General features: G+C 69.1%; 21 protein-coding genes. 13 read left to right on the top strand and 8 right to left on the bottom strand.

The features are described from left to right. Nucleotides 1–21: 21 nt before the first annotated feature. Both OG453_RS06680 and OG453_RS06675 read right to left on the bottom strand, forming a co-directional pair. Nucleotides 22–966: an LLM class F420-dependent oxidoreductase gene (locus tag OG453_RS06680; RefSeq protein WP_266865454.1), complete on the bottom strand. Its 945-nt coding sequence runs from the start codon at nucleotides 964–966 to the stop codon at nucleotides 22–24. A gap of 175 nt (nucleotides 967–1,141) precedes the next feature. Next, nucleotides 1,142–2,383 carry an amidohydrolase family protein gene (locus OG453_RS06675; protein WP_266865453.1) on the bottom strand — a complete coding sequence of 414 codons (1,242 nt, stop codon included), beginning with the start codon at nucleotides 2,381–2,383 and terminating at the stop codon, nucleotides 1,142–1,144. Between the two features lie 310 nt (nucleotides 2,384–2,693). On the opposite strand from OG453_RS06675, the gene OG453_RS06670 reads away from it, so the two are divergent. From OG453_RS06670 to OG453_RS06660, 3 genes are all read left to right on the top strand, one after another. Next, a complete protein-coding gene (locus tag OG453_RS06670) occupies nucleotides 2,694–5,648 on the top strand; it encodes a BTAD domain-containing putative transcriptional regulator (RefSeq protein WP_266865451.1) in 2,955 nt (984 codons plus the stop codon). Between the two features lie 202 nt (nucleotides 5,649–5,850). After that, nucleotides 5,851–6,027: a sigma-like protein gene (locus OG453_RS06665; RefSeq protein WP_266865449.1), complete on the top strand. Its 177-nt coding sequence runs from the start codon at nucleotides 5,851–5,853 to the stop codon at nucleotides 6,025–6,027. 198 nt (nucleotides 6,028–6,225) lie between these two features. Further along, nucleotides 6,226–6,405 carry a hypothetical protein gene (locus OG453_RS06660; protein ID WP_266865447.1) on the top strand — a complete coding sequence of 60 codons (180 nt, stop codon included), beginning with the start codon at nucleotides 6,226–6,228 and terminating at the stop codon, nucleotides 6,403–6,405. Between the two features lie 152 nt (nucleotides 6,406–6,557). On the opposite strand, the gene OG453_RS06655 is transcribed toward OG453_RS06660, so the two are convergent. Continuing rightward, nucleotides 6,558–6,992, bottom strand: coding sequence for an ATP-binding protein (locus OG453_RS06655; protein WP_266865445.1), 435 nt, complete (start codon nucleotides 6,990–6,992; stop codon nucleotides 6,558–6,560). Nucleotides 6,993–7,189: 197 nt separating this feature from the next. On the opposite strand from OG453_RS06655, the gene OG453_RS06650 reads away from it, so the two are divergent. After that, nucleotides 7,190–8,062, top strand: coding sequence for a helix-turn-helix transcriptional regulator (locus OG453_RS06650; protein ID WP_323178611.1), 873 nt, complete (start codon nucleotides 7,190–7,192; stop codon nucleotides 8,060–8,062). 11 nt (nucleotides 8,063–8,073) lie between these two features. Next, entirely contained in the window at nucleotides 8,074–8,277 is a 204-nt protein-coding gene (locus OG453_RS06645; protein WP_266865443.1) for a DUF397 domain-containing protein, read from the top strand. A 167-nt stretch (nucleotides 8,278–8,444) separates the two neighbouring features. On the opposite strand, the gene OG453_RS06640 is transcribed toward OG453_RS06645, so the two are convergent. After that, nucleotides 8,445–8,873 (bottom strand): VOC family protein, encoded by a 429-nt coding sequence (locus tag OG453_RS06640; RefSeq protein ID WP_266865441.1) that lies wholly within the window; start codon nucleotides 8,871–8,873, stop codon nucleotides 8,445–8,447. Between the two features lie 241 nt (nucleotides 8,874–9,114). On the opposite strand from OG453_RS06640, the gene OG453_RS06635 reads away from it, so the two are divergent. Then, nucleotides 9,115–9,663 (top strand): DUF1062 domain-containing protein, encoded by a 549-nt coding sequence (locus OG453_RS06635; protein WP_266865439.1) that lies wholly within the window; start codon nucleotides 9,115–9,117, stop codon nucleotides 9,661–9,663. An 854-nt stretch (nucleotides 9,664–10,517) separates the two neighbouring features. Here the strand turns inward: OG453_RS06635 and OG453_RS06630 are convergent. Continuing rightward, nucleotides 10,518–11,135, bottom strand: coding sequence for a Uma2 family endonuclease (locus tag OG453_RS06630; RefSeq protein WP_266865437.1), 618 nt, complete (start codon nucleotides 11,133–11,135; stop codon nucleotides 10,518–10,520). 234 nt (nucleotides 11,136–11,369) lie between these two features. Between OG453_RS06630 and OG453_RS06625 the strand changes: the two genes are divergently transcribed. Beyond that, nucleotides 11,370–11,990, top strand: a complete 621-nt coding sequence (locus OG453_RS06625; protein ID WP_266865435.1) for a DJ-1/PfpI family protein — start codon at nucleotides 11,370–11,372, stop codon at nucleotides 11,988–11,990. Nucleotides 11,991–12,031: 41 nt separating this feature from the next. Beyond that, complete coding sequence (locus tag OG453_RS06620) at nucleotides 12,032–12,652, top strand: hypothetical protein (protein WP_266865433.1); 621 nt, start codon at nucleotides 12,032–12,034, stop codon at nucleotides 12,650–12,652. A gap of 1 nt (nucleotide 12,653) precedes the next feature. Here the strand turns inward: OG453_RS06620 and OG453_RS06615 are convergent, their stop codons facing one another. After that, complete coding sequence (locus OG453_RS06615; RefSeq protein ID WP_266865431.1) at nucleotides 12,654–13,655, bottom strand: alpha/beta fold hydrolase; 1,002 nt, start codon at nucleotides 13,653–13,655, stop codon at nucleotides 12,654–12,656. A 155-nt stretch (nucleotides 13,656–13,810) separates the two neighbouring features. Between OG453_RS06615 and OG453_RS06610 the strand changes: the two genes are divergently transcribed. After that, nucleotides 13,811–14,191, top strand: a complete 381-nt coding sequence (locus OG453_RS06610) for a VOC family protein (RefSeq protein ID WP_266865429.1) — start codon at nucleotides 13,811–13,813, stop codon at nucleotides 14,189–14,191. Here OG453_RS06610 and OG453_RS06605 read toward each other — a convergent pair. Beyond that, on the bottom strand, nucleotides 14,188–15,792 hold the full coding sequence (locus OG453_RS06605; RefSeq protein WP_266865427.1) for a FadD3 family acyl-CoA ligase: 1,605 nt from the start codon (nucleotides 15,790–15,792) through the stop codon (nucleotides 14,188–14,190). The genes OG453_RS06610 and OG453_RS06605 overlap by 4 nt on opposite strands. Before the next feature lie 127 nt (nucleotides 15,793–15,919). On the opposite strand from OG453_RS06605, the gene OG453_RS06600 reads away from it, so the two are divergent. From OG453_RS06600 to OG453_RS06590, 3 genes are all read left to right on the top strand, one after another. Continuing rightward, nucleotides 15,920–17,071, top strand: coding sequence for a lipid-transfer protein (locus OG453_RS06600; protein WP_266865425.1), 1,152 nt, complete (start codon nucleotides 15,920–15,922; stop codon nucleotides 17,069–17,071). Between the two features lie 72 nt (nucleotides 17,072–17,143). Next, a complete protein-coding gene (locus OG453_RS06595; protein ID WP_266865423.1) occupies nucleotides 17,144–17,599 on the top strand; it encodes a Zn-ribbon domain-containing OB-fold protein in 456 nt (151 codons plus the stop codon). Further along, nucleotides 17,596–18,378 (top strand): enoyl-CoA hydratase/isomerase family protein, encoded by a 783-nt coding sequence (locus tag OG453_RS06590; protein WP_266865421.1) that lies wholly within the window; start codon nucleotides 17,596–17,598, stop codon nucleotides 18,376–18,378. Before OG453_RS06595 ends, OG453_RS06590 begins: the two co-directional genes overlap by 4 nt. Nucleotides 18,379–18,506: 128 nt before the next feature. Here OG453_RS06590 and OG453_RS06585 read toward each other — a convergent pair whose 3' ends face one another. Further along, nucleotides 18,507–20,873, bottom strand: coding sequence for a serine/threonine-protein kinase (locus OG453_RS06585; RefSeq protein ID WP_323178610.1), 2,367 nt, complete (start codon nucleotides 20,871–20,873; stop codon nucleotides 18,507–18,509). Between the two features lie 363 nt (nucleotides 20,874–21,236). Here OG453_RS06585 and OG453_RS06580 point away from each other — a divergent pair, with 363 nt between their 5' ends. Further along, nucleotides 21,237–21,884: a TetR family transcriptional regulator gene (locus tag OG453_RS06580; protein WP_135335578.1), complete on the top strand. Its 648-nt coding sequence runs from the start codon at nucleotides 21,237–21,239 to the stop codon at nucleotides 21,882–21,884. The last annotated feature ends 77 nt before the right edge of the window (nucleotides 21,885–21,961 follow it).

Below are 21,961 nucleotides of genomic sequence, written 5' to 3'. Positions count from 1 at the left end.
TTGGGGTGCGGAGTCCACTTCTCAGTTCAGGTGCGGAGCGACTTCGGCGGCGAACGCCGCCATCTGATCGGTCAGTTCACCGCGGCTGCGCGAGCGGAACCGCACCTGTATCTGCTGCACGCCCATCGCCCCGTACGCACGCAGCGAATCCGCGAGGGCGTCCGGCTTCCCGCTCAGCGTGCGCCGCCCCACGGACCAGGCCGGCTCCCCCACATACAGCGGCTCGGCGATGGCCCCCACGGTGATCGGGTCCCGCACCCCCGCCTCCTCCCGCAGCCGCCTGAGCCTGGCGATCTGCGCGGGCAGCTTGTCGCGCGGGTCGCCCTGCGGCAGCCACCCGTCGCCCCGCACGGCGGCCCTGCGCACGGCGGCGGGCGACGAGCCGCCGACCCAGACCGGCACGCGCGGCTGCACGGGCCGCGGCTGCTGCCCGAGCCCCTCGAAGTCGTAGTACTCACCGTGGTGTTCGGGATACTCGTCCGGGCCGAGGGCGGCCTTCAAGGCATCGATGGTCTCGTCGAGGACGGGCCCGCGCCGCTCGAAGTCGGCCCCGACCGCCTCGAACTCCTCCTGTACGTGCCCGGCCCCCACCCCCAGGACGAGCCGCCCGCCGCTGAGCCGGTCAAGGGTGGCGTACTGCTTGGCGCTGATGAGGGGATGCCTCAGGCCCACGACGGCGACGTGACTCATCAGCCGTACGTTCTCGGTGATCCCGGCGAGGAAGGAGAGCGTGGCCACGGGGTCGTACCAGATGGTGCTCATGGCTTCCGCGAGCCTCCGCGGAATGGCCACGTGATCACAGCTCGCGATATACGCAAAACCACTGCGATCGGCGACACGGGCGATCTCGGCGAGATCCTCGGTGGTGGCGTCCGCCTCCCACGCCTCCGCGTACATAGCGCTCTGCGACTGGATCGGGAGCTGCATCCCGTACACGAGTCGCCCTTGCGGAAAGCCCTGCGCCATGAGAAGCCCACCCACCCATCTAGATCTGACGATCCGTCATATCCGACGACACGCACACATCGTCGTAGCTGACGAACCGTCAGGCAAGGGGTGGGGGCGAACCTTCAGGCACGGGATGGGGCACGAAGAAGGGCCCGGCCTCCCCCACGGGAACGCCGGGCCCTCCGCCGCGGCATCACGCTCCGGCGGCCCACAACCCATCACTCGTGAGCCCGAGCAGCTCGATGGCGTTGCCCCGCACGATCCGGTCGATGACGTCCGGCGCGAGGTGCCCCATCTGCGACTCCCCCACCTCCCGGGACTTGGGCCAGGTCGAGTCGGAGTGCGGATAGTCGGTCTCGTAAAGAACATTCCCGACCCCGATCGAGTCGAGGTTCTTCAGCCCGAAGGCGTCATCGAAGAAGCACCCGTACACATGCTCCGTGAACAGCTCGGACGGCGGCCGGTGCACCTTGTCGGCGACCCCGCCCCACCCCCGGTTCTCCTCCCACACCACATCCGCACGCTCAAGGATGTACGGAATCCACCCGATCTGCCCCTCCGCGTACATGATCTTGAGATTCGGAAACCGCTCGAACTTCCCGCTCATCAGCCAGTCCACCATCGAGAAACAGCAGTTGGCGAAGGTGATGGTCGACCCCACGGCCGGCGGCGCGTCCGCCGACGTGCTCGGCATCTTGCTGCTCGACCCGATGTGCATGGCGATGACGGTGCCGGTCTCGTCGCAGGCCCGCAGGAAGGGGTCCCACTCGTCGGTGTGGATGGAGGGAAGACCCAGGTGGGGCGGTATCTCGGAGAACGCGACCGCACGCACGCCGCGCGCCGCGTTCCTGCGCACCTCGGCGGCGGCGAGCTCGGCGTCCCAGAGCGGGATGAGGGTGAGCGGGATGAGCCGGCCGCGCGCTTGTGGACCGCACCATTCCTCCACCATCCAGTCGTTGTACGCGCGCACGCCGAGCAGCCCGAGCTCGCGGTCCTTGGCCTCGGTGAAGGTCTGCCCGCAGAAACGGGGAAACGTGGGGAAACAGAGGGCGGACTGGACGTGATTGACGTCCATGTCGGCGAGCCGGTCCGGGACGCTGAACGACCCGGGCCGCATCTGCTCGTACGTAATCACCTCAAGCTTGATCTCGTCACGGTCATACCCGACGGCGGTGTCGAGCCGAGTGAGCGGCCGATGCAGGTCTTCATAGACCCACCAGTCGCCGATGGGCCCGTCATCCCCCTTCGCCCCCATCACCGGAGCGAACTTCCCGCCCATAAAGGTCATTTCCTTCAGGGGCGCACGGACGATGCGCGGCCCGCTGTCCTGGTACTTCGCCGGGAGACGGTCCCGCCAGACGTGGGCGGGCTCAACGGTGTGGTCGTCCACCGAGATGATCCTCGGGAACGTCGGAAGGGTCTCAGTGGTGTCCATGTCGACCACGGTAGCGCTGATCTGACGACCCGTCAGCTAGTCGTACGCCGTCGATTGCCCGGCCCGGAGTGCGAGGACCCTGTGAGAGCCGTCTCGCGGAGCTGACGCATCCGCCATGAACAAGGCAAACTGGCGGGGAGCAAGAACCATGAACCGGACCCGAACCGGATGGAACCGGTCCGATCCGGTTCCATCCGGTGTCGATCCGGCGTCGATCCGGATAGACGAACGGCAAACGCGGGTAGGGCAGCCCCGCGACGCACAACCAGGCACGGCGACGGCCGGTCACGGCAGGGCAGCAGGGGGAGCGATGGACGGTGTACCGCGAGTACCGGAGCAGCGGCGTCCGGCCCCGGGGAGCACCCCCGAGGTCGAACAGACGTCGCAGTTCAGCGTGCTCGGGCCTGTACGCGCGTGGCTCGGCACCGAGCAGCTCTCCATGGGCTCGCCGCAACAGCGCGCCCTGCTCGCGGCCCTCCTCATGCGCGACGGCCGCACGGCCACGGCATCGGAGCTGATCGACGCCCTGTGGGGCGACGAACCCCCGTCCCAGGCCCTCGCGGCGGTCCGCACGTACGCATCCCGCCTGCGCAAGGTGCTGCCGCCGGGCGTCCTGGTCAGCGAGTCGGGCGGCTACGCGGTGGTGGTGGCCGACGGCGCGCTCGACCTCACCCTCGCCGAGGACCTGTGGGCGGAGGCCGAGAAGGCACGCGGCGTGGCCGACCTGTGCCAGGCCCGCACGCTGGTGAACAAGGCATTGAGCCTGTGGGACGGCGAACCTCTGGCGAATGTGCCGGGCCCGTACGCGGAAACCCAGCGCGCACGCCTGGAGGAATGGCGCCTCCAACTGCTGGAATCCCGCCTGGACATGGACCTGGAGGTCGGCTGCCACGCGGAGTCGGTCTCGGAACTGACGGCGCTGACGGCGGCGCATCCCCTGCGGGAGCGGCTGCGCGAGCTGCTGATGCTGGCGCTGTACCGCAGCGGGCGCCAGGCGGAGGCGCTTGCGGTGTACGCGGACACGCGCCGCCTGCTGGCGGACGAGCTGGGGGTGGACCCGCGCCCCGGCCTGAAGGAGCTGCAGCAACGCATCCTGCAGGCGGACCCGGCCCTTGCGGAACCGTCGGCGGCGGCCCCGGAGCCGGCGGCAGCGGTGGTCCGCCCGGCGCAGCTCCCGGCGACGGTCCCGGACTTCACGGGAAGGGCATCTTTCGTCTCCGAACTGAGCGAGATCCTCTCCTCGGCAGAGGGCCGGGTGATGGCGGTCTCGGCGCTGGCGGGAATCGGGGGCGTGGGCAAGACGACCTTGGCGGTCCATGTCGCCCACGTGACGCGCACGCACTTCCCGGACGGCCAGCTGTACGTGGACCTGCAGGGGGCGGGCGCTCGGGCGGCGGAGCCGGAGACGGTCCTCGGCGCGTTCCTCCGAGCTCTGGGCACTGCGGACTCGGCGATCCCGGACTCCTTGGAGGAACGTTCGGCGCTGTACAGGTCGGTCCTGGACGGCCGCAGGGTGCTTGTGGTCCTGGACAACGCGCGGGACGCGGCCCAGGTGAGACCGCTGCTTCCGGGCATGGAGGGCTGCGCCGCGCTGGTGACGAGCCGTATCCGGATGGTGGATCTGGCGGGCGCGCACCTGGTGGACCTGGACGTGATGTCGCCGGAGGAGGCCTTGCTCCTCTTCACCCGAATCGTGGGCGAGGAGCGGGTCCAGTCGGAGCGGAAGGCCGCGCTGGACGTGGTGGCGGCGTGCGGCTTCCTGCCGCTGGCGATCCGCATCGCCGCGTCTCGCCTGGCGGCCCGCCGCACCTGGACGGTCTCTACGCTCGCCGCCAAGCTGGCGGACGAGCGCCGCAGGTTGGACGAACTCCAGGCGGGCGACCTGGCGGTGAAGGCGACGTTCGAACTGGGCTACGGCCAACTGGAGCCGGCGCAGGCGCGGGCGTTCCGGTTGCTGGGGCTCGCGGACGGCCCTGACCTGTCGCTGGCGGCCGCGGCTGCGGTACTCGACCTGCCGACCGAGGAGACGGAAGACCTCCTGGAGTCCCTCGTCGACACGTCCTTGGTCGAGTCGGCGGCTCCGGGCCGGTACCGGTACCACGACCTGGTCCGGCTCTACGCGCGTGCGTGCGCGGAGCGGGATGAGCAGCCGCCGAGCGAGCGGGATGCGGCCATGTCGCGGCTGTTGGACTTTTACTTGGGCTCGGCGGCTCGGGTCTATGCGATAGAGCGGCCGGGGGACCGGACCGCGGACCATTTGGAAGTGACCGGCCGGGGCGGCCTGGACTTCACCGACGGCACCAAGGCATTTGACTGGCTGCATGCGGAGGCCTCTTGCATCCTGGCGTGTGTCCAGCATTCGCTGAGCAAGAACAGCCTGCGACGGGCTGTGGACCTACTGCTCGCGGCGAAGGACCTGGCGGAGTCAGGGGCGATCTCGCACCGGTACGAGATGGCGACACGCGCCGCGTGCGAGGCCGCCGCCGCGGCAGGCGACGCGCTTGCCGAAGGGCGGGCACGCGTGACGCTTGCCCAAGTACTCAACAAAGTTGGTCGCTTTGACGACGCCGCCGTTGAGCTGGAGCACGCCACCGCGCTCGCCTCGACCTCCGGAGACCCGTGGACCACCGGGAACGCTCTTAACGAACAGGGGATCGTCAACAACTGCATCAACCAGCCGGCAGTGAGCGAGACGCACCTGCGCCGGGCAATCGACGTCTTCCGCGCCGACGGCAACCGTCACAGCGAGGCAAGCGCCCTGTGCAATCTGTCTCGGGCCCTCCTCGCGATGGGGCGCACCACCAAGTCGATTGATCTCGCTCAGCAGGGGATCGCCATATACAGCGACCTCGGTGTCACGTACCGCCTGGCCAACGCGAAGTACGCTCTCGGACTCGCCCTGAGTGACGCGGATCGCCGTTCGGAAGCGCTTGAGCAGCTGAACGACGCCCTTCGGATCTTCGCCGATAACCGCCAGCGCCTGTGGGAGGGAACGACGCACTACCGCGTCGCCCAGGTTTACTTGGCGGACCGCCACGCCGGGCAGGCGGCCCAGCACGCCGAACAGGCGCTCGCCATTGGATGTGTCGGTGGCGAGTGGATGCGAGCCAACGTACTGACCCTGCTTGGTGAGTCTCTCGTCGGCCTGGGACAACTCGACCGCGCACGGGCCTGCTGGCGTGAGGCTCTGTCGATCCACGAGGAGGCGGGCGCGCCCGAAGCGGCTCAGGTCCGCAATCTCCTCAAGCCTGCCGCCGCCGCCTGACCAGGCCCGGAGGGACGTTCATCGAACGTTTATGAGTGGCTGCCACTCTCATGGAGTCGATCCGTCGCGTCGGGGGGCAGACGGGTCGCACGGGCCCTGCAGATAGAGTGAGCGGCCCAAAACGCCCGTTCGGCGACCCTCGGGGGAGTTGCCGAACGGGCGTATCCGATATCAAGAGCCCGTCAATTCCATAGGAGTTGCCATGAGCGAGACCGCCAAGAAGAGCGACGTAACCACCATGGGCGAGGGCCACACGCCTGCCCCGCCGAAGGACGGCACCGTGACCACGCAGGGCGAGGGCCACACGCCCGCCCCGCCGAAGGACGGCACCGTGACCACGCAGGGCGAGGGCCACACGCCCGCCCCGCCGAAGGACTAACCCAAGTCTTACATCCTGACGGGGGATCGATCGGCCGCGGTGGCGCGGAGGGGGAGCCACCGCGGCCGACGCATGTCTGGGGGGGACAGCCGCGATCACGTCATCTCGTGGCCAGTTCCAACCAGAGGGCTCGAACATTTGTCCCCCTAGCCACTAGCGTCACTGACGTTGGAAGTCCGCCTCTCCTAAGGAGTTGGAATGACCCGCGCCAAAAAGATCCTCGTCACCTTCGCGATCGCGGCTGCGGCCGCGGGCGGGGCGTCAGCCCCGGCGTTCGCCGACAGCCACAGGCCGGTCGCGCCGCTCGACAGCCACAGCCCGGTCGCGCCGCTCGACAATCACGCGGGCGTCACCCCGCTCGACAATCACGCTGGCTGACAAGCCAGAACATAGGCGGGGCCGAGAGCGCTATTCGGCCCCGCCTATGCATGCCGCGCATCCCATCAGAGCCCCCGATAGCACGCCCCCGAACACCACTGGCAAGCGCCACGCCACGCGACCGCCACCTCAGCGGCATCCCGCGCCACCGGCTAGGCCGCGCGCAACTCGCACCAGACGTACTTGCCGGCATCCGTCAGCGGATACCACCCCCACCCGTCGGCGCAGCTCTGGATGATCCCGATCCCCCGCCCTTCCTCGGCATACGCGGCCACGGCGAGCGGCGTCGGCTCCGGCGGGGTCGGGTCCGCGTCCCACACTCCGATGCGGAGTACGTTCCTCGCCCACCGGAGGCGCAGAGCCGCGGGCCCCTTGGTGTGCCGTAAGGCGTTGCTGATCAACTCCGTTGCGAGGAGTTCGGCGGCTTCAGTGAGGTGGGGCAGGCCGTGGGCGTTGAGGATGAGGCGGAGCGTGCGGCGACCGATGGTGACGGCGCGCAGGTCGTGGGGGATGTAGAGGGTGTATTCCCATGGCTCGGCGAAGCTCTCGGCTTCGCCACCGCCGTTGCTGCTGCATGTTTTGGGCATGCGGAACTCCGTGTGGAGTGAGGGAGGTTCGGACTCCCTGCGGTTCCGGGCGGTGGCATGTCGCCGCCGCCATGGCATGGCGGGGCGGTGCGCTTCCGGGTTCCCCGTGATCTCGCAGGGTGTGCGTCGCATTACAGACGGTAGGGGTTATTAGTAACCCCGGTCAAGCTCCTCCCGTAGCCTGGCAGAGTCTTCAAGTGGCGGGAGAGCAGGGAAAGATGCCAGCGCGGAAGGTCATCACAGCCAGGCAGACGCGGCTAGCGACGGAGCTTCGCAAACTCCGCGAACGGGCGGGGCTCACAGTCCAAGAGGCGGCCCGGGAGCTGGGCATCGCACAGACGAAGCTGTCCAACACCGAATCGGCGCGGGTCGGCGTGAGCCCGGATCGAGTACGCCATTTCGCCAGCCAGTACGCCTGTGCCGAATCGGGCCTGGTGGAGGCATTGGCCGCCATGGCGAGTGAGCGTGCGCACGGCTGGTGGGAGGAGTACCGGGAGCTGCTGCCCACGGGATTCCTGGACCTGGCGGAACTCGAGCGAAGCGCCCAGTACTTGCACACCCTTGAGATCGCGCACGTGCCGGGGCTGCTTCAGACCGAGGAACAGGTTCGGGCGATCTTCGCCTACTCGGTCCCGGAGTTCCCCACCGAGGAGCTGGAGGCTCGCGTTTCCTACCGATTGCGTCGGCAGTCGGTCCTCGACGGGAACGAAGCACCACCCTACGAGGCCGTGGTACACGAGGCCGCCCTACGCATCAGGGTCGCCAACCGTGCGGTAGCACAAGGCCAGTTGGCTCATATTCTGGAGATGACTCAGCGGCCAGGAGTCACTGTGCGCGTCATCCCGTTCAACGTGGACGGATTCGCCGGGGTCGGGTACCCGATGCTGTACGCGGGCGGGCCGCTCCCACAGCTCGACACAGTCCAGTTGGACTCCGTACACGGGGTGGCATTTCTGGACGGGGAGTCACAACTGGCCCGATATCGCGCCCTGTTCAGGAAGGTGCAGGGTGTCGCACTCGACGAAGTAAGATCGAGAGATCTCATCCACCGACTGATCAAGGAAGTCTGAGGGGCCTGGACATGGCGACGACAATCACCTGGCAGAAGTCCTCATTCTCCGGTGGCGGCGACGGAGCCAACTGCGTTGAGCTCAGCGCGACGCAATCCACCGTCCGCATCCGCGAAAGCGACGCCCCCGCCGCAGAGTTGACCACCACCCCTGCCTGCCTCGCCGCCCTCATACGCGGCGCGAAGTCCGCTGCCTTCACCCACGCCGACGGGTAGCTTCCGGCATTCGCCGCTACTCCCCCCTCCCCCCCGGCGACCTCACCCGGCAAGGGCCCCGGGCGGCGCGCCGTCAGGGTCATGGGACCCCCGCAGATGGCACATCAAGCACGCCAGCCCCGAGCCGAGGATGGCGTTCCGCCGAACGAGGGCACGTTCGTGGCGCCTCAGTCGACACAGAACTCATTGCCCTCGATGTCCTGCATCGGGATGCACGAATCATTGCCGTCATACAGCGTTCGCACGTGAACCGCCCCGAGCGGGACCAGCCGTTCGCACTCGGCCTCAAGTGCGGCGAGGCGCTCTTTACCCACGAGTCCGATGCCGACGCGCACGTCAAGATGCAGCCGGTTCTTGGCGGCTTTCCCCTCGGGTACGCGCTGAAAGTACAGTCGCGGGCCCACGCCTGAAGGGTCGATGCAGGCAAACCATGCGTCCTGCTGCTCAGGTGGCTGCGAACGCTTGAAATCGTCCCAAGTCGCAAACCCCTCCGGTGGCGGCGGCACGACGTACCCCAACACCTCACACCAGAAGCGAGCGAGGCGCTCAGGTTCTGCGCAGTCGAAGGTGACTTGGACCTTCTTGATCGGCATCATCAGGCCACCGTATGAGCGCGTGCCGCCCAGAGAAACCCCGCTTGCCGCTCTGTGAGGCACTCGGAAAACCAGTGGGCAGCGCCGCTGTGTGCCATTACCGTGCTGCCGAACCACGTCGTCTAAGCAAGGGCGTTCCGTTGTACACCGCGTGAGACCTCCCGATTGCTGATTTGTCGCGCGTCGCGCTTATGCGCCGCGCTGCTTTTTGCTGCGGACTTCTCACTGAAACCGGTGTACTTCTGTGCTCAATAGCTGGGTGGTCATGCCCACCTGCCTGCCTACCGTTCTCCGCCGTTGCCACACGTGCGCGTCCGAGCGCTTCCGGGCGAACGGAAAATTTCGCGTCAACGCCAACCACAAGCTCCTCGACGCCTGGCTCCTCGTGCTCTGCCGCTCTTGCGGAGAGACCGCGAAGCTCACGGTGTTGGAGCGGATGCATGTGCGTTCCGTACAACCTGAGTTGCTGGACCGGATGCACGACAACGACCCCGGCCTGGCAGCTGAGTTGCTCCAGGATCCAGTCGTACGGCGCCGTAACCGCATCGCCCTCGACTGGGACAAGGCCTGGCGCCTCGACACCGGCGGAACGGATCACCTGGACTGCGAGGTGATCGACGTCTCGGTCCGCTTCGCGGCCCGGATCCCTGTCCGGCCGATGCGACTGATCGCTGACGGTTGCGGTCTTTCGCGGTCCGAGGTCGAGCGGCCGATGGAGGAGGGGAAGCTCGTTTCGGCAGCCCGCCTGAGCGGCAAGCTCTCCGGCGACTTCACCTTCATGCTCAAGCGCTGAGCGCCCTGCTGGGGTAGCGGGGGGCTTTGCTGTCCCGGCGTCGAGTTGGCGCCGGGGCCGCCCGGTTGTCCCGAGGTTGGCGGTTCCGGGCCGGGTGTAAAGGGCGCTCCGCTGCGCTGCGCGTCGGCTTCGCCGATTCCGCTTCGCTCCACCCTTGACACCCGTCCCTCCACCGCGAGAAGCCAATTGACCGGGCGGCCACGAAGCGGGGCTCTCGGGACGGCGGGGATGGGTCATCCGGCTTCACTGCCGGGTGCGGACTAGTCCGTCGCAGGCGCCGTGAGGAGGAAGGGTGCGCGGCCGGTCCGGGGATCGGTCCCGGCTTCGTCAAGCGGGCGCGGACCGGATCTTCCGGGGTGGCCGTCGCTTCCTGGATGAGTGGGGGGTGGGGGACCTACTTTGGGAAAGTAGTGTTCTGGCACAAGGGGGGCGCGCGGCGCTGCGAAACGCAACTTTGCCGAAGTAGGTTCCCCACACCCCCCTCTCTCTCTGCCTCTCTCCCGGCTGGGGCCGGGAGATCCGGTCGGCAGACGCTTGACGAAACCGGCCACCCATCCCCGAGCCGACCGCGCAGCCCGTCCATCCCTTCAGCGGGCTGCGCTGTTACGAACTAGTCCGCACCCGGCAGGAAAGCCGGACGCCCCAAGGGCCCGTCCCCGTGAGCCCCGCTTCGTGGCCGCCCGGTCATCTCGGTTCCCGCGGTGGAGGGACGGGTGTCAAGGGTGGAGCGCAGCGGAATCGGCGCAGCCGACGCGACGAAGGAGCGCCCTTTACACCCGGCCCGGAACCGCCACACTCCGGACAACCGGGCGGCCCCGGTACGAACACCACCACCGGCCCAGCAAAGCTCCGTATCAGACCTCGACCAGACTCCCCAGGTCGATGTCGACCGGGAACGGCACCTCAGTCGTGAGCTTGCCCGTGTGGACGGGGCTGTCGGGGCTCGGCACGAAGACGCCGGACTCGTGGTGTCGCCAGAACTCGTGCACGACCGGGATGTCGTCCTCGCCCCGCTCCACGCGCCAGTAGTAGGCGATCCCGGCCTCGGCGTACATCCCCGGCTTGCGGAAGCGGTCGTCGGTGCGCGAACCGGGCGAGACGACCTCGATGGCCAGGACGACGCTGGCGACCGGAGTCCACTCCAGGGTGCGGATATCGAGGCCGGTCTTGTCGAAGACCACGACGTCCGGCTTCGACACAGTGCGCTCGTCGAACATGGTCCACCGCTCGACGTTGGTCGCGTACGGCGCCCGCCTGGCCGACTCCAAGTGTAAGTACAGCTCATCCCTCACCTGGCCGTGCCACCATTTCGACGCCCCACGTACCGCGATGTTCCCATCCACTAGTTCCCAGTCGAACGGGACGTCCAATTCCTTGACCTGGTCGTACGTCCAGCCGTCCTCCGGCGGGTACATCCAGTTCTCGGAGGTTGCCTGCGTCCGCCCGTCGCCGCCGTGTGCCTCTGCGGCCATGACTGCTCCCATGGAGGAGATCGTGGAGGGACTTGGCGTGGTGCGTTGCCCGTACGACGGTATCGCCACCCGCGCGAGTGAGGCGGCAACGTTCCTGCGCTCGCGTCGCGGCTACGCAGGCCGGCCCTTGGCAGGAAAGGTGGGGGACTCGTCATTGCGGACGCCCGTAGCCGGCTGAAGAATTGATGGCACGACCGACCGGCACCGGTTCCCGCCCACCCGAAAGGCAGCCCCGTGCAGATCGCGATCCTGCTCTACGACAACTTCACCGCCCTGGACGCCATCGGCCCCTTCCAGACCCTCTCCGCGCTGCCCGACTCCGAAGTCGTCTTCGTCGCCGAGGAGGCCGGGCCCGTCCTCGATGACACCCGGACGCTCTCCTTCGTCGCCACCAAGGAGCTTCGCGACGTCACTCGGCCCGACATCGTCGTCGTACCCGGCAGCCCCGCCCCCGCCCTCGACAACGAAGCCGTACTCGGGTGGCTCCGGAGCGTGGACTCCGGCACCACCTGGACCACCTCCGTCTGCACCGGCTCCCTCATCCTCGCCGCCGCCGGACTGCTCAACGGGCGGCAGGCCACCTCCCATTGGCTTGCTCTTGAGGAGATTAAGCAGTTCGGTGTCGAGCCGACCGGGCAGCGCGTCGTCTTCGACGGCAAGTACGTCACCGCCGCGGGGGTCTCCGCAGGGATCGACATGGGGCTCACCCTCCTCGGGAAGATCGCGGGCGACGAGTGTGCCCAGGCCCGGCAGTTGCTGATCGAGTACGACCCTCAGCCGCCGTACGACGCGGGGTCCCCGCAGAAGGCGCCGGCCGCGGTGGTGGAGATGGTTCGGGGGCAGGGAGCCGTCTGAAAGGGGCAGCTCCCTTGCGGGAACGTGGCAGAGTCACCGGCATGGTCCGCATGGTCACGTCACCGCAGCGGCCGCGCCCCGGCGCGGTGTCCGCTCTCCTCATAGGCACCGCCCTCGCAGCACTCACCGGCTGTGGTGAGCAGCGGCGCGACGCCGACACCGACGCCGGTGCACCCAGCACCAGTGCCAGTGCCAGCAGTTCTCCCGGCGCCTCCCCCTACGTAGAGCCCGGCGTCGTCGACGGTGCGCCCCACAACGGGGACAACAACGCCTACCGCCGCCCCGGCGACATGACCCCGGCCGACGAGGAAGCCGCCCAGGCCGAGGCCGCCCGCATGGAGCCCGTGCTCAAGCAACTCCACAGAGAGAAGAAGTGGGACCCGGAGAGCGTGAAGGACGCGCTCACCGGCAAGCTCGGGTACGAGATCCGGAAGGTCAGCAGCCGGGGCAAGCTGCTCGGCGGCGAGCTCGACGTGCAGGCGATGCGCCAGCGCTACGAGGGCGAGACCGACGAGTACGTCACGCCCGAAGGCGCTTCGATCGGGCTCTACGTAGGCCGGCACGCCTGCGTCACCGCCTTCGTGCAGCCGACCAACTACGGCCTGAAGACCAACGGACCCTTCCCGGAGACCGGTTGCATGGAACCGCCCGTCGGGCACTGACTCAGCGAAGGCCCCGCAGCCACTCCAGCAGCAGTCGGTTCACCTCATCGGGCCGCTCCTGCTGCACCCAGTGCCCGCACCCCTCCAGGATGTGCGAGGACACCAGGCCGGGGAGCGTCTCGGGGTACGCCTTGATCGCGTCGGACAGCCATGTCGTCGAGGGGTCGAGTTCGCCGCCGATGAAGAGGGAGGGCTGGCGGATCGGGGCCGAGTCCCAGGCCGCCAGGTCCTCCCAGTCTCGGTCGACATTGCGGTAGCGGTTGAGCGCTCCGGTCAGGCCCGTCCGCTCGAACTCGGCCGCGTAGACGTCGAGTTCGGCCACCGTCAGCCAGGAAGGCAGCGCCCCGCCAGCCTCGAAGCGGTCCGACATCCTGCCGCCCGGTGCGATGAAGTGGAGGCTGCCGCCCGCAGCGGAGGGCGGTCGCATCGTGTCCGCCGAGAGCCCCGCGTAGAAGCCCGCCAGCCAGCCCCGCACGTCCGGCTCGATCTCCGCCTCCGCCCTTCCCGGCTTCTGGAAGTACGAGACGTAGAACTCCTCATCGCCCCCGATCCGGGCAAACGCGTCCGTCGGCCGGAAGCCGTTCCGCGGCGCGTAGGGGACGCTCAGCAGGGCCACCGCCGTGAAGACGTCCGGCCTGAGCAGCGCGGAATTGGCCGCGATGGCCGAGCCCCAGTCGTGCCCGATGATCGTCGCGGTCTCCCCACCGGAGCCGAGGCCCAGCGCGCGGACCACCCCCACGTTGTCGGCCACATGCGCCAGCATCCGGTACGCCGCCACCCCCTCCGGCTTCGACGAGCGCCCGTATCCGCGTACGTCGACGGCGACCGCCCGGAAGCCCGCCTCCGCCAGAACCGGAAGCTGATGGCGCCAGGAGTACCAGGACTCGGGGAAGCCGTGCACGAGCAGGACCAGCGGGCCCTCCCCCTGCTCCACCAGGTGGATCCGGCCGCCACCGGGGACGTCCACCAGTCGGTGCTGCGGGCCGTGCGTCGGGCTCGGCATGTTTCCTCCCGGATCAGGCGTTACGTACGTACACCACGATCCTGGGATCCGGGACCTACCGCCCGCCAGAAAATTTGCCAGGGCGGCAAACGGTCCCGAACGCTCACCCGAAACTCGTTGGACAGCCGGTCCGCCGCTCCCCGATAGTCCCGCTCATGAGTTCTTTGGTGCGCCACCTCACATTCGACTGTTCCGACGCCTACCGCCAGGGCACCTTCTGGGCCGAAGTCCTCGGCGGGAAACTCTCCGACGAAGACTTCCCGGGGGACCCGGAAGCGCTGGTCGAGGCCGACGGGATGACTCTTCTCTTCGTCACCGTGCCCGACGCCAAGACCGTCAAGAACCGTGTCCATGTCGATCTGCAGCCGCAGGACCGCACCCGCGACGAAGAGGTCGAGCGGCTGCTCGCGCTCGGGGCGAAGCTCGTGGGTGATCACCGGCTGCCCGACGGGCGCGGCTGGGTCACCCTCAGCGACCTGGAGGGCAATGAGTTCTGCATCGAGCGCAGTGCCGGCGAGCGAGCCGAAGCCAACTAGCCTTTCCTGACGCGCAGTTCCTGTTTCAGGACCTTGCCGCTCGCGTTCCTCGGCAGCTCCGTCACGAACTCGATCTGCCTCGGCACCTTGTAGTTGGCCATCTCCCGGCGTGACCAGGCGATCAGGTCGTCGGAGGTGAGAACCGCGCCGGGGCGGCGCACCACATACGCCTTTCCCACCTCGCCCAGGCGGGGATCCGGGACGCCGATCACCGCCACGTCCGCCACCTGCGGGTGCACGCCGATGAGTTGCTCTATCTCGGCGGGGTAGGCGTTGAAGCCGCCGACGATGAACATGTCCTTGATGCGGTCGGTGATACGCAGGTTGCCCGCCCCGTCGATGACTCCCACGTCGCCCGTGCGCAGCCAGCCGTCCGGTGTGAGCGTCTTCTTCGTCTCCGCCGGGTCCTCGAAGTAGCCCTGCATGACGTTGTGTCCGCGGACGAGGATCTCGCCCGGATGACCCGGCGAGAGCGTCTCGCCGCCGGGGGACACCACCCGTACCTCCGTGTCGGGGATGGCTCGGCCCGAGGTGGCGGCGATGATCCGCGCCGCGTCTCCCTGGCGGCACATCGTGACGATGCCGCTCGCCTCCGAGAGGCCGTACGCCGTCAGGACGGTGGCGATGTGGAGCTCGCTGCGCAGGCGTTCCACCAGTTGGAGGGGGACCACCGCCGCGCCGGTCACCACCAGGCGCAGGGCGGAGAGGTCGTGCTGGTCCCGGGACGGGTGGTCAAGGATTGATTGGTGCAAGGTCGGCGGCCCTGGGAGAACAGAAATCCTCTCCGCCGCCACGTTCGCGAGCACCGTGTCCACGTTGAAGACCGGTTGCGGGATCATCGTCGCGCCCCGCATCAGGCAGGCGATGATCCCCGCCTTGTAGCCGAAGGTGTGGAAGAAGGGGTTCACGATCAGGTAGCGGTCGCCTTCGCGCAGGCCCGCGAGCTCGCTCCAGACGTCGTAGCAGCGCAGGGTCTGGGCGTGGGTGATGACCGCGCCCTTGGGGCGCCCTGTCGTGCCGGACGTGTAGATGATGTCCGAGGGCGCCGCACCGTCGATGCCGTCCGCGCGCGCCCGGACGTCCTGCGCACGCACCCCGTCACCGCTCGCGACGAAGTCCTTCCAGGTGCGGAAGTCCTCCGGGGCGTCGTCGGACAGGACGACCACCTGCTCCAGGTGCGGGAGGCCCGGCAGCGGGCCGTCTCCCCTCCCCTCGGCCGTCGCGCGACGCAGCGAGGCGACATACGACGTACCGAGGAAGGTCCCCGTGATGAAGAGGAGCTTCGCGCGGCTGCGTTCCAGGACGTAGGCGGCCTCCGTGCCCTTGAAGCGGGTGTTCAGGGGGACGAGGACCGCGCCCGCCGAGACGGCGCCCAGCGCGGAGACGATCCAGTCGAGGGTGTTGGGGGCCCAAACGGCCACCCTGTCCCCGGAGTTGACGCCGTTGGCCATGCAGGCGGCGGCCGCCCGTTCCACGCGCCGGCCGAGCTCCTCGTACGAGACACGGGTGCGGCCCTCGACGACCGCCTCCCGCTCCCCGTACCGCTCGGCGGCCGCCCGGACAAGTCCCGGGATGCTGCCCCACTCCAGGTCGCCGCGCATGGCAAGCCCCTCCGACGCAGTAGCTGACTATCCGTCAGATTAGCTGTAGCCTGACGCGCTGTCAGCAGTCGGGACGACGTATGGCGAAGCCCTGAGGGCCGAGCCACCCGGGGAGGTGCCGTTGCCCATGGCTTCACTCAAAGACGCTACAGCGATAGTCGGGATCGGACAGACCGCGTTCGCGAAACAACTGCCCGAGGACGAGAAGACGTTGGCGTGCCGCACCATCGTCGCCGCGCTCGACGACGCGGGCATCGCACCGTCCGAGGTCGACGCGTTCGCCTCGTACACGATGGAGGAGACGGACGAGGTCGAGGTCGCCAAGGCGATCGGCGCCGGAGACGTCACCCACTTCAGCAAGGTCGGCTACGGCGGCGGCGGTTCCTGCGCCACCATCGCGCACCTCGCGGCCGCCGTCGCCACCGGACAGGCGAGCGTCGGCGTCGCATGGCGCTCCCGGAAGCGGGGCAGCGGCCCGCGCCCCTGGAAGAACACGGCGGTCCAACTCCCCACCCCCGCCCAGTGGACCCGCCCCTTCGGGCTGCTCCGCCCGGCCGACGAGATCGGGATGCTCGCCCGCCGGTATATGCACGAGTACGGCGCGACCCGCGACCACCTCTTCAACGTCGCCCTCGCCTGCCGCAACCGCGCCAACCAGAACCCGGCCGCGATGATGTACGAACGTCCGCTGACCCGCGACATGTATATGACGTCACGCTGGATCAGCGAACCGCTCTGCCTCTTCGACAACTGCCTTGAGACCGATGGTGCGTTGGCGTGCGTCATCGTCTCGGCCGAGCGGGCCCGCGACTGCCGCCAGAAGCCCGTGTACGTCCACTCCGTCGCCCAGGGGCTGCCCGCGCAGCACCACGGGATGGTCAACTACTGGAACGACGACCCGCTGACGGGCCCCGCCTGGACGGCGGCCCGACACCTGTGGAAGCAGGCGGACTTCGGGCCGGAGGATGTGGACGTGGCGCAGATCTACGACGCCTTCACACCGCTGATCCCGCTGTCGCTCGAAGGGTACGGCTTCTGCGGTCGAGGCGAGGGCGGCGCGTTCACGGAGGGCGGCGCGCTGGAGAGCGGCGGCCGCCTCCCGATCAACACCGGTGGCGGCGGCCTGAGCGAGGCGTACGTCCACGGCTTCAACCTGATCAACGAGGGCGTGAAGCAGCTGCGGGGCACGAGCACGGCCCAGGTCCCGGATGCGGCCACTTGCCTGGTGACGGCAGGAGAGGGAGTCCCAACGTCGGCGGTGCTACTGCGGGCCCCGTAAAGCGCCCCTAGGGGGCGCGGGGAACTGCGCGAGCAACCACAAACAAACCCGCAGCCGCAAAAGGACACCCACATGGCAGACGCGACGCAAAAGACCGAGCCCCTGCTGACCCCCACGATCGACACAGACGGCGCCCCTTTCTGGGAGTACGCCGCCCAGGGCGAACTCCGCATACAAGCCTGCACCGCCTGCGGCGAGCTCCGGTTCCCGCCCAGGCCCTGCTGCCCCCACTGCCAGTCCTTCGAAAGCGAGTGGCGCCGCATGAGCGGCAAGGCCCGCATCTGGTCCTACGTACGCCCCCACCCACCCCTGCTCCCCGCGTACGCGGAACACGCCCCGTACAACGCGATCATCGTCGAACTGGCCGACGCCCCCCGCATCCGCCTGGTCGGCAACCTCGTGGCCACCCCCGACGCCCCCCTGAACTCCGTCGACCCCGAACGCCTCCGCATCGGCGCGAAGGTCCAGATCGCCTTCACCGAGATCGACGGCATAGCGATGCCCCGCTGGCTCCTGGAGCGGCCATGAGCCCCGAGAGGACCCTGAACATACGGACCGACAAGGAGACGGGCGTCGCGGTCGTCACCCTCGACCGCCCCGCCCGCCACAACGCCATAGACCAAGACACGGCTGCCGAACTCACCGCCGCCTGGCGGGAGTTCCGCTTCGACGACACCGTACGGGCCATCGTCCTCACCGGCGCCGGCGAGAAGGCGTTCTGCACCGGCATCGACCGCGACACGGACGTCCCGCAGCCCAACTCCCCCTACTCCATGGACGATCCGCTCCTGACCATCGGCCCCAAGGCCAACGACCTCTGGAAGCCGGTCATCGCCGCCGTCAACGGAATGGCCTGCGGCGGTGCCTTCTATCTCATCGGCGAGGCGGAGTTCGTGATCGCCGCCGAGCACGCCACGTTCTTCGACCCGCACACGACGTACGGCATGGTCAGCGCCTACGAGTCGATCCACATGGCGCAGCGGATGCCGTACGGGGAGATCGCGCGGATGTCGCTGATGGGGTCGGCGGAACGGGTCTCGGCCCGCCGCGCGTACGAGACGGGCCTCGTCTCCGAGCTCACGACGCCCGAGGAACTCCTCCCCACCGCCACGAAGGCCGCCGAGGTCATCGCGTCTCACCCCACCGAGGCGGTCCAGGGCACGGTGCGCGCGCTCTGGTCGTCCAGGGAGGCGGCCCGCACGCACGCCTTGGCGCAGGCGCCGCATCTGATCACGCTCGGCAATCTGCCGCCGGAACGGCAGGCGGAACTGTTCACGGGCCGCGGCTCCGGCCACCGGACGAGATGACCGGCGTACGGAAGAGGAAGGTGGCGTGGGTCACACAGACGGCGTAGCGTCAGCAGTGGCGGCCGCCGTCTAGCCCCTTCCAAGCCTGGTACGACGGCCGTCCCAGCAGAGACGAGCGGGCTGCGGTCCTAGGACCGCGCCGTCCCGGTCCCCCGCTCCGCGTCCAGCGCGTAAACGCACCGGTCCTTGCTGCACGCGTACACGACGCCGTCCCGCACCACGGGCGCCCCGGTGATCTCTCCCCCGGTGGCCAGCTTCCAGCGCAGGCGGCCGTCGTCGGCCTTCAGCGTGTACAGCAGGCGGTCGGTCGAGCCGAAGTGGATGCGCCGGTCGGCGACCACCGGCGTGCCGACGACCTCGCCGCCCGCCTGGAAGCGCCACTTCGGCGTGCCCGTCACGGCGTCCAGCGTGTAGAGGCCCTTGCCGCTGCCCACGTGGACATGGCCGTCGGCGACGAGCACCGGCTCGATCGACGCCCGGGACTCCGTGGCGATACGCCAGCGATCACGGCCGTCGGTGGCGTCGAGGGCGTACACAGTGCCCAGGTAGTCGGCGAGATACACGCCACCACCCGTCACCGCGGGCCCCGGCGCGAACGCCGGCGGGCACAGGAAGACGGCGGGCGCCTCGAAGTGCCAGCGGACGTGGCCGCCCGCCACGTCGATCGCGAGGACGCGGGTCCCGGCGGACACGTATACGTAGCCGTCCTCCGCCTGCGTCAGGCGGACCGGTACGCCCCCGCAGGATGCCGCGTCGCCGATCGGGTACGACCAGCGCTCCTCGCCGGTGCGTGCCTCCAGGGCGCGCAGGCGCGCGTTCTGCCAGACGTAGACCGTGCCGTCGTGGATGACGGGGCCCGCTTCGGGGGTCTCGAAGTCGGTCTGGGCTCCGGTGATCTCCCAGAGCTTCTCGCCGTTCGCCGCCTCCCAGGCCTGTACGCCGCCGCCGCGCGTGCCGGTGACGACCGTGCCCCGGTCGGCGTGCAGGGAGTACACCCAGGCGTCGGTGGGCAGCCGCCACAGGTCCGAGCCGTCGGCGCCGTCGAGCGCGTACAGCGTGGGGCCGTCGGATGCGTGGATACGTCCGTCGGCGACCGCCATGGACCAGGCGACGTCCCGTGTCTTGAAGCTGCGGCGGCCCGTGCTCACGTCCAGGGCGTGCACCTCGAAGGACGTGACGTAGACCAGGTTCCCGGCGACGGCGGGCGTGCCCCATACGTCATTCGACATACGGAAACGCCACGGCCGCCAGGCCGCCCCCGCGTCCGGCGCCGCGGTGGGCGCGGGCACCACGGGGTCGGCGCCGTTCGCCGCGGCCTTGGAGCGCGACCAGGACGCGGCGAGGCCGGCCTCGGCGGGCGGTGCGGCCACGGCTGCGGCGCGGGCGTCGGCCACCCGGGGGCCAGGCCCGATCGGCACCTTCGCCCCGGCAAGACGCACAGGACCCGCGTCCGGCACGCCACCGAGCTGCGGCGGCTGGGACGGCGGGGCGGGCGGCGCGTGCGAGGGCTGCGGCGCGGCGGCGGAGGAGGCGGGGGCCGCGCCCCGCCCGCCGCTCCTGCCGGACGAGGAAGCGGCGACCCGTGCGGGCGGGCGGCCGCCCCTGCGGGCCTCGATGAGGGCGACGGCCCGCTCCGGCAGCCACGCGGAGGCCGTACCGCTGTCGCCGTCCTCGCTCTCGGAGGCGAAGAGGTGCGGCGCGAGCTGGGCCTGGAGGTCAGCGGGGCTGGGCCGAAGCGCCGCCTCCATCTGCATGCACGTCTCGATGAGCGGACGCAGCTCGTCCGGGAGTCCCTCCAGGTCAGGGCCTTCCCGGAGCAGCATGAAGACGGTCTCGACGGGGTTCGCGCCGTGGAAGGGCGCGTGGCCGGTCGCGGCGAAGACGAGCATCGAGCCGAGCGAGAAGACATCGCTCGCGCCGGTGACGCTGCGCGAGTCCTTCGCCTGCTCGGGCGACATGTACGCGGGGGTGCCCACCGCGACGTTCGTCATGGTCAGCCGGGTGTTGGAGACGCCGGACGCGATGCCGAAGTCGATGACGCGGGGTCCGTCCTCGACGACGAGTACGTTCGACGGCTTGAGGTCGCGGTGGACCAGGCCCGCGCCGTGGATGGACTCCAGGGCCTCGGCGACGCCCGCCGCGAGCCAGCGCACGGCCTGGGTGGGCAGCGGCCCGTGCTCATTCACTATTTCTTCGAGGGAGGGCGCGGGAACGTACGCGGTGGCGAGCCACGGCACCGCGGCGCGCGGGTCGGCGTCCACGACGGCGGCCGTATAGAAACCGGACACCGCCCGTGCGGCCTCGACCTCGCGCGTGAAGCGGACCCGGAACAGCTGGTCCTCGGCGAGCTCGGTCCGCACCGTCTTGATCGCCACCCGCCGACCTGACGCGGAGCGCGCGAGGTAGACAAGGCCCATGCCACCGGCTCCGAGCCGGCCGAGCACCTCGAACGGGCCGATCCGCCTCGGATCGTGCTGCGTCAGCTGATCCACCACTTGCCCTGCCACCTCCCCGTACGCGGGCACCGTATCGAGCGGCCCCGTGCAGCGTCTCACCACCGAGCCGCTACGGCGGCACGCACCCTGATTCTTCCTGTACGGGGCGACGGTTGCGAACCGGGGGCGGGATCGGGGTGTCTCGGGACAAAGGAGACGCAAGAAGGGACGGAAGGGGGAGAAGAAACGCCAGAGGCGCTCGATTCGAACGTCCGCTCTATTTCATGGGCGGCCGGAATCCACCGCCGAGACCTGTATCCGCCCCCGCGGGTGGATCGGGCGAATACCGAGACGAATAGCGCCCCCAACCCCATTTGCACTCGGCCGAATCGCGCTCCGATCACCCCTCGGTAAGCTGACGGCATGACAGGACAGGTACGTACCGTCGACGGCCGCGTGGCCGGTCGGCGCGGTCAGGCGACGCGTCAGAAGCTGCTCGACTGCCTCAGCGAGATGCTCAGCTCCTCGCCCTACCGGGACGTCAAAGTCATCGACGTCGCCCGGAAGGCGGGGACTTCACCAGCGACCTTCTACCAGTACTTCCCGGACGTCGAGGGCGCCGTCCTGGAGATTGCCGAGCAAATGGCCGCCGAGGGCGCCGAGTTGACCCAGCTGCTCGACGGGCGGTCCTGGGTCGGCAAGGCGGGGTGGCAGACCGCTCAGGAGCTTGTCGACGGCTTCCTCGACTTCTGGCGCAAGAACGACGCGATCCTCCGGGTCGTCGATCTGGGCGCCGCCGAGGGCGACAAGCGCTTCTACAAGATCCGCATGAAGATCCTCAACTCCGTCAACAACTCCCTTACGGACACGGTCAAGGAACTCCAGGCCAAGGGCAAGGTCGACAAGGACGTCAGCCCGGCGGCCATGGCCGGCTCCCTGGTGGCGATGCTCGCCGCGGTCGCCTCGCACCAGCGGGGGTTCCAGACGTGGGGCGTCAAGCAGGCTGAACTGAAGCCGAATCTGGCGTTGTTGGTGCATTTGGGAGTGACAGGCAAGAAGCCGACGAAGTAGCCCCTGCGGGGCTCCCGTCTTTTGTCCTGTCAGCCACAGCGGCGGATCACGTCTGTGATCCGCCGTTGTGGTCCCTG

The organism is Streptomyces sp. NBC_01381 (assembly GCF_026340305.1).
Lineage (GTDB): Bacteria > Actinomycetota > Actinomycetes > Streptomycetales > Streptomycetaceae > Streptomyces.
This window is presented reverse-complemented; position numbering and strand designations above follow the sequence as displayed.